Consider the following 13,563-nt stretch of genomic DNA (forward strand, 5'->3'; position numbering starts at 1 on the left):
CGCCGTTTCAGCCTGCCGGAAGGGGTGCCGTTTCAGCCGGAATCGCCCAGGCGGACCAGCATCTTGCCGACGTTTCCGCCGCCGAGCAGGGACAGCAGAGCGCCCGCGGCGTTCTCCAGACCGTCCACGACCGTCTCGCGCACGGTGATCCGGCCCTCGGCGAGCCAGCCCGCGACCCGCTGCTCGAACTCCGGCCGCAGGTCGTCGTGGTCGCGGACGATGAAACCGCACAGCGTCAGCCGCTTGAGGACCGCCTGGATCAACTGGTTGATGTCCACGGTCCGTCGGGCGCCGCCGAACTGCGACATCATGCCGCACAGGGCGACCCGGCCACCGGTCCGCAGCGCGTGCAGGGCGGCGGCGAGCTGCTCTCCGCCGACGTTGTCGAAGTACACGTCGATGCCGTCGGGTGCCATCCGCGCCAGGGCGTCGCGCACCGGCTCGGCACGGTAGTCCGCGGCGGCGGCGTAGCCGAACTCCTTGACCAGCAGGGCGCACTTGTCCGGCCCGCCGGCGGTCCCGACGACTCGATCCGCGCCCAGCAGGCGGGCGAACTGGCCGGCGGCGGTGCCGACGGCCCCGGCCGCCGCCGACACGAAGACCGTGTCGCCGGGTCGCAGCGCCGCGATCCGGGCCAGGCCCACGTACGCGGTGAATCCGGTCTGGCCGAGCAGCCCCAACCAGGTGGGCAGCGGGGCGAGTTGCGGGTCGATGCGATCGGCTCCGTCGGTGTCCGCCCCGTCCAGCACGGCCAGCTCCCGCCAGCCGAGTTGGTGGCGGACGTAGACACCGGGCGGCACGCCGGGACAGCGGCTCTCCTCCACGACACCGAGGGCCCGGCCGTCGAGCGGTGACCCGGGGGTGAAGTTGTGCGTGTAGTGCTTCTCGGTGCTCTCCAGCCGCCCGCGCATGGACGGATCGACGCTCATGTAGAGGTTGCGGACGAGGAGTTGGCCCTCACCGAGGGGTGGCAGGGGGCGTTCCTCGACGGCGAAGTCACCGGGGGCCGGCTCTTTCTCGGGGCGGCGTACCAGGCAGACCACGCGGGTGGTGCGCGGGGACACGGCGTCACCCCTCCGGCCGAGGCGGGGTGCGCCGCTGTGCGAGGCGGCCGACCCAGCCGGCCATCTGAAGGTCGGCGTGGCGCAGTTCGCCCGACTGCCACCGGGCCTGGAAGTCGAAGACGCCCTGTGCCCCGGTCCTGGGGTCGGTCACCTCGACGAGTCCGTCCTCGGTGAGCCGGTACACATGCCCGGTCAGCGGGTGGATCACTTGCTTGGACATGGGGGCCTCACTCCTGCACTCGGCGGCGCACGCCGCGCTTGGTCACGGTCACCGGGCCCTCGACCCGCAGCCGGCAGGCGAGCCGGGTCAGGCCGTCCACCGGCCTGCGCAGGGCCTCGATGCCCTCGCGTTCCAACGGGCCCACGGGGGAACAGTTCTCGGCGCCGTCCTCCACCTGGACGAAGCAGGTGCGGCAGGTGCCCTTGCCGCCGCAGACGGTGGGCCAGCGGTAACCGAGCCGCCGGGCGGCGGTGAACAGGTCCTCGCCGTCGAGGACTTCGAGCTCGACGCCCAGGGGTCTGACCGCCACGCGGTGGGTCACCGGTCCATCCACTGGTCGAGCGTCCGGTTGAAGTGGCGGATGCGGCTCTCCTGGTAGTTGGCCAGGGTGATGCCCGGCTTGCGCATCGCCTTGAGGCCCTGCTGGACGTAGGGGAGGTTTTCGCAGTCCTGGTCGAAGACGGGTCCGAGGACGCCGAGTTCGGGGATGTCGGCGAAGAGCATGTCCTCCGGCACCCAGCGGATCTTCACCGGGGGCGGCATCTCGCCGGGCTGCTTCGGGGACGACATGAAGATGATCTCCGCGGTGCAGGAGTCCGGGTCAAGGCCGTTGGGCCGGAACCGGTAGATGATGTTGGACTTGGCGCCGCCCCAGGGGTTGAAGTTGGGGAACAGCAAGTAGTTGATGGCGTCCAGCAGTTCGGTGTCGGCGGTCTGCGAGAAGTCCTGGCGCGAGGTGGCCGCCAGTTGCGCACGCATCCGCTCGGCGAGGACCTGGCGGGCGGTGCCGCCCGGCGGGATCGCCGGCAGTTCGTCGCCCTCCTGCATCACCAGGTCGCGGCCCTGGGCCGCGGCGTAGAACGCGCGCGAGTCGTAGAACGTCTCGAGGACGTCCTCCTCCGTGACGGACTCCGCCACGTGCGGGCTGGGCGCACCCTGGATGTTGATCATCCGGTTCCAGTTCGGCTGGTCCGCCATGACGTCGTACTGGGAGTTGGCGTCGGCGAGCCACGGCAGCATCTGCGGGTGAGTGGCGATCACGTGGAAGGACTCGATGAAGGCGTCCTGTGCGATCTTCCAGTTGCAGGGCAGCACCTTGGCGATGTGCAGCGACTTGTAGCGGATCTCCAGTGGCCAGATGTAGTAGTCGTCGAAGGTGCCGCGGTAGGAGTCGAAGGACTCCGCGTACGGGTCCATGTTGATGAATACGAAGCCGCGCCAGGTGGCCACCTGGGCCTCGGGGAGGGCGAACTTCTCCGGGGTGACGTGCGGGAAGTCCCAGGCACAGGGCGGGGTCTGCATCGTGCCGTCGAGGTTCCAGGCGAAGCCGTGGAACGAGCAGCGGAACTCGCTGACGTTGCCGCCGCCGGTGCGCAGTTTGCGTCCGCGGTGCAGGCAGACGTTGACGAAGGCGCGGATCTCGTCGGGGGCCGTGCGCACGACGATGAGCGAGTCGTCGCCGATCTCGTAGACCTCGTGGTCCCCGACCTCGGGAATCTCGCTCTCCAGGCAGGCGAACTGCCAGACACGGCGCCACACCTGCCGCATCTCGCGTTCGGCCCATTCGCGGGAGGTGAAGCGGGCGGTGTCGATGTCCTCGCTGCCCAGGTGGTCGTTCCGCTCGTACCTCAGGGCTGGGGGAACAGGGCGGCTGTCCTGGTCGAGGTAGTCCTGGACGCTGGGCCCGGGGCACCGCGCCGTGCCCAGCTCCGATGTTTCGTCCATCATCTCTCCTCCGGCAGAAACTTTAGAGTGAGTGTAGTTACCGGTTGCGGTCTGGAGCAACACTCGCGACGGTGAACGCGCCCGCATCTGCCGAGGTCATCGCGGAATCAGCTTGAGATCCTGGATTTTCTTGCGGCGACCCTCTCCCCAAGCACGCCGGGGCATGTCACACTCCGACCCACTTGAGGCTGTAGTGCCTCATAAGTTTCTCCGTTCCGGAACGGTCTTCTGCCCGTCCCGGACCCAGCGCCCCGGGGCTCTCACCCCGGTGGCCCGCGCCGTACCCCACGTCGGCGATCGACGCAGCCCTGCATTCCCCAGCACCTCTTGCGTGCGCCACACCACGGGAGTACTCAACGATGAGTTCCAGACCCGGTCGCGCGGTCCGCCGCGCCCTCACCGCGATCGTCCCCGTCACTGCCCTGCTCACCCTGACGGCGTGCGGCAGCGGCACGACCCCGGCCGCCGACTCCTCGCAGGCGGCGGCGCCCGGATCGCCCGGCCTGACGGCGGCCCGTGCGGCTCTGAAGACGTATGCGCAGCGCCCCGCCGCGATCTCCGTCACCCAGCCGGTCGGCAAGAAGATTCCCAAGGGAAAGAAGATCGACTTCATCCTCTGCGGCGTCCAGTCCTGCAAGGACCTCGCCGACTTCTTCACCGGTGCCGCGGGACAACTCGGCTGGAAGGTGAAGCAGATCGCCACCCAGGGCACGCCGGAGTCCGTCCAGGCGGCCTACGAACAGGCCGTACGCGACAAGCCGGACGCCGTCGTCGCCTCCGGTTTCCCCCGTGCCGTCTACGCCAAGCAGCTGGCACAGCTGAAGGCGGCCGGTGTCCCCGTCATCCAGTCGAACGCCGACGACGTGGTGGGCGACGGCATCTCCCTGCTGAAGAACGGGCCGAAGGACGTCGGCATCCAGGGCCGGATGCTCGCCTCATGGGTGGTGTCGAACAGCGGCGCCCAGGCAAACACCGTGTACTTCGATCTGCCGGCGTACACGATCCTCAAGCCCGTCAAGGACTCCTTCGCGGCCAACTACAAGAAGTGGTGCGCCGGTTGCGCGCTGGACAACGTCGACGTGCCGATCACCGCGGTGGGCAAGGACATGCCGGACCGCGTGGTGTCGTATCTCCGCTCACACCCGAAGGTGACCCATGTCGTCTTCTCCCTGGGCCTGCTCAACGTGGGCGTGCCCGCCGCGCTGAAGACGGCCGGCCTGACCGGCAAGCACATCGTGGTCAACGTCGGTGACGCGCAGAACTACCAGTACATCCAGAGCGGTCTCACCGACGGCGCGATGGCGCTGAACTCCCATGAGACGGCCTGGCTCCAGGTCGACGCGCTGGCCCGGCACTTCACCGGCCAGTCCATGGCCGTGGACCAGAAGGCGTCGCTGCCCAACATGCTCGTCACCAAGGACAACCTGCCTTCCGCCGACGGTGACTTCCCGATCGTCGAGAGCTACCAGAAGCAGTTCAAGGCGCTCTGGGGCCTGAGTTGACCGGGCCGGTACTGCGGGTGGCCGCCCTGTCGAAGCGATTCGGCGGTACCCAGGCACTGAGGGACGTGGATCTCGAGGTCGCGCCCGGCGAGATCCACGCCCTCATCGGGCCCAACGGCTCCGGCAAGTCCACCCTCATCAAGATCCTCGCCGGCTTCCACCACGCGGAGCCGGGTGCGGTGGCCGAACTCGACGGCGAGCCCTTCGACCTCGGCCATGTCACGGCCTCCCGCCACGACCGGCTCCGCTTCGTCCACCAGGAGCTGGGGCTGGTGGGCGAGTTGAGCGCCATCGACAACCTGGCGCTCAGTCACGGCTTCGCCCGCACGGCCTTCGGCAACATCCGCTGGCCGGAGATGGAGAGACGCACGACCGCCCTCGTCGAACGGTTCGGTCTCGGCATCGACGTACGCCGTCCCCTGGTGGCGGCGACCCCCGTGCAGCGCGCGGTGGTGGCCATCGCCGCCGCGCTGCAGGGCTGGGACGGCGGCCGCGGTGTCCTGGTGCTCGACGAGCCCACCGCCGTGCTGCCACCTGGCGAGGTGGCCCGCCTCTTCGACATCGTGCGGGAGGTCCGCGACACCGGCGCCGGCGTCCTGTACGTCTCGCACCGGATGGACGAGATCTTCGCCCTCGCCGACCGGGTCACCGTCATCCGCGGCGGAATACGGATCGCCACACGCCGGGTCGCCGAGCTCACTCCGCGCTCGCTGGCGGAACTGATGGCGGGCGAGGAGACGGAGACCGACCACCGCCCGGCGCCCTCCGCCGGTCCCGCCGACCCGGTACTGGAGGTCCGTGACCTGTGGGCCGGGCCCCTGCGGGGAGTCGACCTCGACCTGGCCAGGGGCGAGCGTCTGGGCATCACCGGCCTGGTCGGCTCCGGCCACGAGGTCGTGCCGTACGTCGTGTGCGGGGCCCATGCCGGGCCGGTGAGCGGCAGGCTGCGGCTGCTGGAACGCTCCGAGCGGTGGACCGAGGCGCGTGACGCCGGCGCCCTGGGCCTTCCCCTGGTCCCGGCGGACCGGGCGGGCGAGGGAGTGATCGGCGACTTCTCGGTCGGCGAGAACCTCACCCTCCCGCTCCTGCACCGACTGCGCGCCCGGGCGGGGCGACTGCACCGGCGCCGCGAGTCCGCCCTGGCGGAGGACTGGATCAGGCGGGTAGGGGTGCGCACGGCCGGACCCGGGGCGCGGATAACCACCCTGAGCGGCGGCAACCAGCAGAAGGTCGTCATGGCTCGCTGTCTGGCACAGCGCCCGCCGGTGCTGGCGCTGTGCGAGCCCACGGCGGGCGTGGACGTCGCCACCCGCCTGCAGCTGTACGACCTGATAGAGCGTCAGGCCGACGAGGGCATGGGCGTCATCGTGTGCTCCTCCGACACGCAGGACCTGCTCGCTCTGTGCACCCGTGTCCTGGTAGTGCGCGACGGCCGGATCGCACGGGAGATCAGTGGCCGGGACGTCACCGAGTCCGCGCTCGTGCACGCCATGGAAGGAACCGAGTGACATGAGCCTTGGAAGGGACCCTCTGACATGACATCCACACCGACCCGGGCGGCACAGCTGCCGCCGTCCGCACCGCAAAGGTCCGCGGTGTTCGTCCCCGGGGCACTGGGCCGGCGGGCGGTGACCGCCCTGTCGTTCCGGAACATCGGCGCCGTATACGTGTGGCTGGTCATCGTCGTGCTCTTCTCCGTGTGGGCGCCGGACACGTTCCCGACCATCATCACGGTCAAGCAGGTACTGAACGGCAACGCCGTGGCCGGCCTGGTGGCACTCAGCGTCGTACCGCCACTGGCCGCACGCGTCTTCGACCTCTCGGTCGCCTACACCATGTCGCTCACCAGCGTGCTGACCGCCCGCTTCCTGGTCTCCGCCGGACTCGGTCCCGGCGCGGCGATCACCCTGGCGATGGCCGCCGCGCTGCTGATCGGAGTCGTCAACGGAATCGTGGTGGTGGTCCTGCGCGTCGACTCGTTCATCGCCACCCTGGCCACCGGAGCGCTGATCCAGTCGCTGATCACCATGGTCACCAACGACAGCTCCATCACCGGTGTGCAGCTGCTCGCCAAGCCGTTCGCGAGCATCGCCCAGCTGGACGCGGGCGGCATCACCCTGCCGGTGCTGTACCTGCTGCTCGCCGCGCTCGCCATCTGGTTCCTGCTGGAACACACCGCCACCGGGCGCCGGTTGTACGCGACCGGCTTCAACGCCGACGCGGCCCGGCTGCAGGGCGTGCGCACCGACCGGCTGCGCTTTCTGACCCTGGTGGCCTCCGCGCTGCTCTCCGGCTTCGCCGGCATCGTCTTCGCGTCCTCGGTCGGATCCGGCTCGCCGACCGCGGGCACCCCGTATCTGCTGTCGGCGTACGCCGCCGCCTTCGTCGGGGCGACCCAGTTGCGGGCGGGCCGCTTCAACGCCTGGGGCACGGTGCTCGCGGTCCTCCTGCTCGGCACGGGCATCACCGGACTCGGGCTCGCCACCAGCGCGCAGTGGGCCGCAAGCCTGTTCACCGGCTCGGTCCTCATCGTGGCGCTGGTCCTCACGGGTGGCCGGATCACCCTGCCTGCCGTGCTGCGCCGCCGGAAGGGAAGCCCTTCGCTTGCCGGCGCCGGGACTCCCACGGAGAGCGGCGCCCTGCCTGCCACCAGCAAGGAGATCCGACCATGAAGGCTGTGCAGTACCGGAGGGTGGGACACGCCCCCGAGGTCGTCGAGGTTCCCGTGCCCGAACCGGGCCCGGGCCAGGTGCTGTTGAAGGTGACGGCGGCGGGGCTGTGCCACTCCGACCTGGCGGTCATGGGCTGGCCCGAGGAGCAGTTCCCCTACCCGCTGCCGATGACGCTCGGCCACGAGGGTGTCGGCACGGTCGCGGCCGTGGGCAGCGGGGTCACGGCAGTGGCGGAAGGCGACGACGTGGCGGTGTACGGCCCGTGGGGCTGCGGGCGCTGCCACAACTGCGCCCAGGGCAAGGAGAACTGCTGCCCGCGCGCCGCCGGGCTCGGGATCCTGCCGCCGGGACTCGGCTCCCCCGGTGCGCTCGCCGAGTACATGCTGGTGGACTCGCCCCGCCACCTGGTGCCGCTGAACGGACTGGACCCGGTGCAGGCCGCCCCGCTCACCGACGCGGGGCTGACGCCCTATCACGCGATCAGGAAGTCACTGCCCAAGCTGGTCCCGGGCAGCACGGCGGTGGTGATCGGGGTCGGCGGTCTGGGTCACCTCGCCGTACAGCTGCTCCGCGCCCTGACACCGGCCAGGGTGGTCGCCCTGGACGTGAGCAAGGAGAAACTCGAGCTGGCACGCACCGTCGGCGCCCACGAGCCGCTCCTCTCCGACGGCGCGGCGGCCCCACGGGTGCGGGAGCTCACCGGCGGGACGGGAGCGGACGTGGTGCTGGACTTCGTGGGAGCCGAGGCGACGCTCGCGGTGGCCGCGGCGTCGGTAGCGGTGGAGGGCGACGTGACGATCGTCGGCATCGGTGGGGGCACCCTGGCGGTCGGCTTCGGCGGTGGGCTGCCGTTCGAGGTCTCCGCCTCGTTCCCCTACTGGGGCAGCCGCCCGGAACTCATGGAGGTCGTCGAGCTGGCGCGACAGGGGCTGGTCTCCTCCCACGTCGAGACCTTCACACTCGACGAGGCGCCGACGGCCTACGAGCGTCTGCACGCCGGCGACATCAACGGCCGCGCGGTGGTACTGCCGCACGGTTGAGCCGCGACCCCGTGCAGGGCCGGCGCCCGAGCCTCGCTCAGGTGCCGGCCCGCTCCTCTGCCGGGTTTCGCCCACTCACCGTCCGCCCCACACACCGCCGCAGCACCGTCATGAACTCCGGCGTTTCCCACGGCCCGCGATCCACCCGGCCGGTGTCGTCCACGCCCAGGTCCTGTACGTCGTAACGGCCCCTGCAGTGCCCGAGGGTGAAGTAGCAGACCTCGCCGAGACCGTGCCGCTTGAGATACAGCACCGGTCGGGGCGCGGCGTCGAGGGCCGCCGTGTCGCCCTCGGCGAAACCGCGGCACGGCCCCGTGTACTCGGCATGCAGCAGCACCTCCAACTCCCCGTGCAGCTCGCACACGTAGAGCTCGTCGGTCACCGTGAACGGGCCGACCCCGGCGACCAGCGGATGCTCGGGCCGCGTCACCCGCACCTCGTACGGCTCGATCGGCGGATGGGCCAGGAACTGGCTGCCCAGCACCGGCGCCAGTTCCCCCAGGAGCCGCGGGGTCGTGAACACCCGCGGTCCGTCACTCGCCGACGGCTCGATCACCGAGTTGGTGCCGTGCAGGGCGAGCCAGCGCCCGCCCCGCTCGACGAACCGTGCCAGCGCGGCCCGCTGTGCCGGGCGGGGCCGGACGTCACAGGTGTAGGTGACCAGCAGGTCGGCCTTGTCGAGCGCGGTCAGGCAGTCGTAGTCCTGATACACGCTCGTCCGGACCCGTGGATGCTCACCGAGCAGCTCCAGCAGCCGGAGCCGCGCGTAGTCGAAGTCGTGCCAGCGTCCGCCGCAGACCAGCACGGCGTCCAGGCGGCCGGCCGGGCCCGCCACGGCTCAGTACTGGACGCGGGTGAGCAGCCCGCCGTCCACCACGAGGTTGACCCCGACGCAGAAGGAGCCGGTCCGCCCGAGCAGGAACGCCACCGCCGCGGCCACGTCCTGCGCGGTGCCGTAACGGCCGATCGGGAGCTTGGCGAGCACCTCCTCGTACACCTCCGGGCGGCTGGTGCGGATGGTCTCCCAGGCGCCGCCGGGAAAGTCGATCGGGCCGGGCGAGACGGTGTTGACGCGGATGCCCTTCGGCGCGAGGGCGTGCGCGAGGGCCGAGGCGTGCTGGACCACGGCTGCCTTGAGCGCGGAGTACGAGTTCGCTCCGGCCGGGCGCGCGGTGTCGGAGGCGTTGGTGGTGCCGATGGCGACGACGGCGGCCCGGTCGGAGGCCTCCAGGTGGGGCAGGGCCGCCTCGACGAGTCCCGCGAACGGGATCAGGTCGCCGCGCAGGCTGGCCTCCCAGGACTCGGGGCCCTTCACGTTGCCCGCCGACACGTTGGACACCAGCAGGTCCAGGCCGCCGAGTTCACCGGCCGCGCGCTGCACGAAGCCCGCGAGCGCGGCCGGGTCGGTGACGTCGACCGGTTCCGCGAACACCGTGGCCCCCTCGCCGCGCAGTTCGGCGGCGGTCTTGGCCAGTCCTTCTTCGCCCCGGGCGCACAGCGCCAGGGCACAGCCCTCGGCCGCCAGGGTGATGGCGATCGCCCGGCCGATGCCCCGGCTCGCGCCGGTCACCAGCGCCTTCGCGCCTGTCAGTCCCAGATCCATCGATGTCACTCCTTTGTGATTGGCGAACGCGACTGCCGAATGCCATTGCCGTATGTGACTGCCGAATGCTGCTGTTGAAGAGGACCCTGCGCCTCAGTTGCCGGGAAGCTGCGAGAACGGCATGCGGTCCACCCGCGGCTCCGGCGGCAGCTTCAGCACCCGTTCGCCGATCAGGTTGCGCTGGATCTGGTCGGTGCCTCCGGCCAGCCGGTAGCCGGGGGCGCCGAGCAGGTGCTGCGCCCAGGCGAAGGTGCCCGCCTCCCCGGTGTCGGCGCTGATTCGCGCGCCCATCAGCTCGGCGGCGACCTGTCCTGTGCGGGTGAGCAGGTCGGAGGCCATGAGTTTGGTCAGCGACGCCTCCGGTCCCGGCCGACCGCCGGCGGCGCTCGTCCTGGCGACGCGGTCCACGGTGGCCGCGCGCAGGGCGGCGCGTACGTACAGGTCGGCGAGGCGCTGGCGGACCAGCGGGTCCTCGGTGCGGCCGAGGGAGCGGGCGAGTGCGAGGACGTCCGCGAACGTGCCGCCCTTGCGACGGTTGCCGCCGCCGGAGGCGGTCCGCTCGAAGGCGAGCGTGGTGGTGGCGACCTCCCAGCCCTGGCCCGGTCGCCCGATCCGCAGCCGGTCCGGAACACGGACGCTGCTGAGGAAGACCTCGTTGAAGGAGGCGCCGCCGCTCATCTGACGGATGGGGCGCACCTCCACGCCGGTGGCGTCCATCGGGACCAGGAAGGCGGTGATGCCGGCCTGTTTGACCACGTCCGGGTCGGTGCGGGCGAGCAGCAGACCGTAGTCGGCGAACTGGGCGCCCGAGGTCCACACCTTCTGACCGTCGATCACCCACTCGTCGCCTTCTTGGCGGGCACGGGTGCGCAGGGCCGCGAGGTCGGATCCGGCACCGGGTTCGCTGAAGAGCTGGCAGGCCAGCAGGTCGGTGCGCAGGAACGCGCGCGCGTACGTGTCACGCTGCTCGGCCATCCCGAACAGGGAGACCGCCATGCCGACAAGGCGCACCGTGACGCTGATCAGCTCGGTGGACGGCGGCACCTCGAAGGCGGACTCCTCCTCGGCGAAGGCCGCCACGTGGGCGGCGGTCAGGCCCGCGCCGCCCTTGTCCTCGGGGAGGGTCAGTGCCTGGTACCCGGCGTCGAAGCGGGCGCGCTGGTAGACGCGGCAGCGCTCCAGGAGCCGGCGTTCCTCGTCCTCCGGGAGGTTGTGGAACACGGCGAGGTCGGCCGCCCCTGTGGCGGACTGCGGCGCCCGCGCCGATTCGAGCACGCCGGCCAGCCACTGCCGGACCTGTGTGCGCCATGCGTCCGGATCGGGCTGGGACATGGCTCCTCCTCGAATACTTACCAGACGGCAGTTTGAGTAACGGTGATCGGGAGTACACCGCCCCCACCTCTGAAACTTGGGGAAATGACTCCACCTGGAACCAGAGTGTTCCGTACTTTCTTGATAAACGCTACAGTCTCCGCATCTCCTCTCCCTTCGAATCGGGAGAGGCCCAGGAGCCGCCGGAGGAGCCATGTCGCTGCTGCCACTCGACCGTCGCGCCCAGGAGACACCCGACGAGCCCGCCCTGGCGGACGACCTGGGCGTGCTGTCCTGGTCGGGCCTTGCCGACCAGGTGGCGCGGGCGACGACGCGGCTGCTGGAGCTCGCGCCCGGCCCCGACGACCGGGTCGCCGTCCTCGGCGACAACGCGATCCCTACGCTGGTGGCCCATCTGGCCGGCCTGCGTGCCGGAGTGGGGACCGTGGCCACCTCCCGGAACCTCACGTCGGGCGAACTCGGCGACCAGATCATCGACGCGGGCGTGACCGGAATCATCGCCGGACCGGTGGGCGCGGGTGCCGCCCTCGACGCGGCCCGGGAACTGGGCCTTCCGGTCGTGATGCACGGAACCCCGGCGGTCGGGCACGCCTTCGCCTGGGACGCATGGCTCGCGGCCGCGCCCGCCGGGCGCACGGCCCCGACGGACCGGCCCGCCCGGCCTCCGCTCGTCTACACCTCGGGAACCACCGGACGGGCGCGCGGCACCGAGGTGCGCTGGGTGAGCGGCCCGGTCGCCGACAGCTCCGCCTACCTCGCCGCGATGGCCTCCCGGCCGGGATTCCCGCCGGGACCGCACCTGGTGTGCGGCCCGCTGCAGCACCACGCGCCGCTGACCTCACTGCGTCACCTGGCGGCCGGTCAGCCGGTCATCGTCCTCGACAGATACGACGCGGAGACGTTCCTCAGCCGGGTGCAGAGGTGGCGGGTCTCCTCGACGGTGATGGTGCCCACCCACTTCCAACGGCTCCTCGCCCTCCCGGAAGAGGTCCGCGCCCGCTATGACGTCTCCAGCCTGCGGCAGGTCTCGCACACCGGCTCCGCGTGCCCGCCGGACGTGAAGCGAGCCATGATCGAGTGGTTCGGCCCGGTGCTGACCGAGTCGTACGGCGCCAGCGAAGCGGGAACCGTCGCCCGCATCAGCAGCGCCGAGTGGCTGGCGCACCCGGGCTCGGTCGGGCGGGTCCGGCCCCCGTTCGAGGTCCTGGTCACCGACGACGCCGGGCGGCAACTGCCGCCCGGCGAACAAGGACTGCTGGCCTTCCGGGCCCCGGGGGACCAGGGCGTCCGCTACCACGCGGACCCGGACAAGACCAGGTCCGCCTACCTCTCCCCCGGCGTCTTCACGCTCGGCGACATCGGCTACGTCGACGCGAACGGCTACATCTTCATCACCGACCGGGCCGCGGACGTCGTGGTCTCCGGCGGCGTGAACCTGTACCCGGCCGAGAGCGAGGCGGTCCTGCGGCAGCACCCGGCGATCGCCGAGGTCGCGGTCATCGGCGTGCCCGATGCGGACTTCGGCGAGTCGCTGCGGGCGCTGGTCGTGGCCGCGGCCGACGAGCCGCCGACCGAGGACCTGGACCGGTTCTGCCGCGACCGCCTCGCCGCCTACAAGTGCCCGAAGTCGTACGAGTTCGTCCCCGAGCTGCTGCGCAACGCGATGGGCAAGCTCGACAAGCGTGCGATGCGGCGCCCCTATTGGAGCTCGGAACGGACCATCGCCGGCTGAGCCGACCCGCCCGTCCCTCACGCGTACGAAGGATCACCCATGACCGAACTCCTCCTCGTCCGGCACGGCCTCCCCCTGGCGGGCGTGTTCGATCCGGGGCTGTCGCCGGAGGGCAGCGCCCAGGCGGAGCGTCTCGCCGCCTGGCTCGTGCACGAGGACGTCGACGCCCTGTACACCAGCCCGTTCCTGCGTGCCCGCGAGACGGTGGCTCCCCTGGAACGGCTCACCGGCATGACCGCCACCGTCCTCGACGACCTGCGCGAGTGGGACACCGACGTCTCCCACCCCTACATGCCACCGGAGCAGATCGGCGCGGAGGACCCCCGCGGGGCGGCACTCGCCGAGGGACGCTACGAGGACTTCGTGCCCGATCTGGACTGGGACGCCTTCCGTGCGCGTGCCGTACGCGCCATGGACACCATCTTCGACGCCCATCCCGGCGGGCGGGTTGCGGTCGTGTGCCACGGCGGGATCACCAACACCTACCTGGCGACGGTGCTCGGCCTGCCGACGATGTTCTGGTTCCATCCCGGCTACACCTCCGTCAGCCGGGTGCGGCGCATGCCCGGCGGCCGGATCGTTCTGCACTCGGTGAACGAGACGGCCCACATGATCGCCCGACGTGCCGTCGACGCGGCCGCCTGACCCCGTCCCACTCCCCAGGAGGTCCCGG

General features: G+C 71.1%; 13 protein-coding genes. 6 read left to right on the forward strand and 7 right to left on the reverse strand.

Annotated elements, in window-relative coordinates; all coding sequences use genetic code 11:
* Positions 1–32 precede the first annotated feature (32 nt).
* The 4 genes from OHU89_RS07385 to OHU89_RS07400 are packed head-to-tail and all read right to left on the reverse strand — an operon-like array spanning position 33 to position 3,009.
* Positions 33–1,064, reverse strand: coding sequence for an NADP-dependent oxidoreductase (locus OHU89_RS07385; protein WP_266896148.1), 1,032 nt, complete (start codon positions 1,062–1,064; stop codon positions 33–35).
* Positions 1,065–1,068: 4 nt separating this feature from the next.
* Positions 1,069–1,284, reverse strand: coding sequence for a transposase (locus tag OHU89_RS07390; protein ID WP_190152981.1), 216 nt, complete (start codon positions 1,282–1,284; stop codon positions 1,069–1,071).
* 7 nt (positions 1,285–1,291) lie between these two features.
* The gene (locus OHU89_RS07395) at positions 1,292–1,594 is read right to left on the reverse strand and encodes a 2Fe-2S iron-sulfur cluster-binding protein (RefSeq protein ID WP_266896144.1); all 303 of its coding nucleotides are present in this window, start codon (positions 1,592–1,594) and stop codon (positions 1,292–1,294) included.
* 8 nt (positions 1,595–1,602) lie between these two features.
* Positions 1,603–3,009, reverse strand: coding sequence for an aromatic ring-hydroxylating dioxygenase subunit alpha (locus tag OHU89_RS07400; protein ID WP_266896142.1), 1,407 nt, complete (start codon positions 3,007–3,009; stop codon positions 1,603–1,605).
* A gap of 359 nt (positions 3,010–3,368) precedes the next feature.
* Here OHU89_RS07400 and OHU89_RS07405 point away from each other — a divergent pair, with 359 nt between their 5' ends.
* Genes OHU89_RS07405 through OHU89_RS07420 form a run of 4 tightly spaced genes read left to right on the forward strand, consistent with a single transcriptional unit; the run spans position 3,369 to position 8,223 of the window.
* The gene (locus tag OHU89_RS07405; RefSeq protein ID WP_266896140.1) at positions 3,369–4,511 is read left to right on the forward strand and encodes a substrate-binding domain-containing protein; all 1,143 of its coding nucleotides are present in this window, start codon (positions 3,369–3,371) and stop codon (positions 4,509–4,511) included.
* Positions 4,508–6,019 carry a sugar ABC transporter ATP-binding protein gene (locus tag OHU89_RS07410; RefSeq protein WP_266896138.1) on the forward strand — a complete coding sequence of 504 codons (1,512 nt, stop codon included), beginning with the start codon at positions 4,508–4,510 and terminating at the stop codon, positions 6,017–6,019. Before OHU89_RS07405 ends, OHU89_RS07410 begins: the two co-directional genes overlap by 4 nt.
* A 27-nt stretch (positions 6,020–6,046) precedes the next feature.
* A complete protein-coding gene (locus OHU89_RS07415) occupies positions 6,047–7,183 on the forward strand; it encodes an ABC transporter permease (RefSeq protein WP_267017663.1) in 1,137 nt (378 codons plus the stop codon).
* Complete coding sequence (locus tag OHU89_RS07420) at positions 7,180–8,223, forward strand: NAD(P)-dependent alcohol dehydrogenase (protein WP_266896134.1); 1,044 nt, start codon at positions 7,180–7,182, stop codon at positions 8,221–8,223. Before OHU89_RS07415 ends, OHU89_RS07420 begins: the two co-directional genes overlap by 4 nt.
* Positions 8,224–8,260: 37 nt before the next feature.
* Here the strand turns inward: OHU89_RS07420 and OHU89_RS07425 are convergent, their stop codons facing one another.
* The 3 genes from OHU89_RS07425 to OHU89_RS07435 all read right to left on the reverse strand — a co-directional run bounded on the left by OHU89_RS07425 (position 8,261) and on the right by OHU89_RS07435 (position 11,158).
* Entirely contained in the window at positions 8,261–9,058 is a 798-nt protein-coding gene (locus OHU89_RS07425; protein WP_405641029.1) for a ThuA domain-containing protein, read from the reverse strand.
* Positions 9,059–9,061: 3 nt separating this feature from the next.
* A complete protein-coding gene (locus OHU89_RS07430; RefSeq protein ID WP_266896130.1) occupies positions 9,062–9,826 on the reverse strand; it encodes an SDR family NAD(P)-dependent oxidoreductase in 765 nt (254 codons plus the stop codon).
* Positions 9,827–9,919: 93 nt separating this feature from the next.
* Positions 9,920–11,158 carry an acyl-CoA dehydrogenase family protein gene (locus OHU89_RS07435; protein WP_266896128.1) on the reverse strand — a complete coding sequence of 413 codons (1,239 nt, stop codon included), beginning with the start codon at positions 11,156–11,158 and terminating at the stop codon, positions 9,920–9,922.
* A 193-nt stretch (positions 11,159–11,351) separates the two neighbouring features.
* On the opposite strand from OHU89_RS07435, the gene OHU89_RS07440 reads away from it, so the two are divergent.
* Both OHU89_RS07440 and OHU89_RS07445 read left to right on the forward strand, forming a co-directional pair.
* Positions 11,352–12,890, forward strand: a complete 1,539-nt coding sequence (locus OHU89_RS07440; RefSeq protein ID WP_405641031.1) for an AMP-binding protein — start codon at positions 11,352–11,354, stop codon at positions 12,888–12,890.
* A 39-nt stretch (positions 12,891–12,929) separates the two neighbouring features.
* Positions 12,930–13,535: a histidine phosphatase family protein gene (locus OHU89_RS07445; RefSeq protein WP_266896124.1), complete on the forward strand. Its 606-nt coding sequence runs from the start codon at positions 12,930–12,932 to the stop codon at positions 13,533–13,535.
* Positions 13,536–13,563: the final 28 nt, after the last annotated feature.

Source organism: Streptomyces sp. NBC_00019 (assembly GCF_045041015.1).
Classification (GTDB): domain Bacteria; phylum Actinomycetota; class Actinomycetes; order Streptomycetales; family Streptomycetaceae; genus Streptomyces.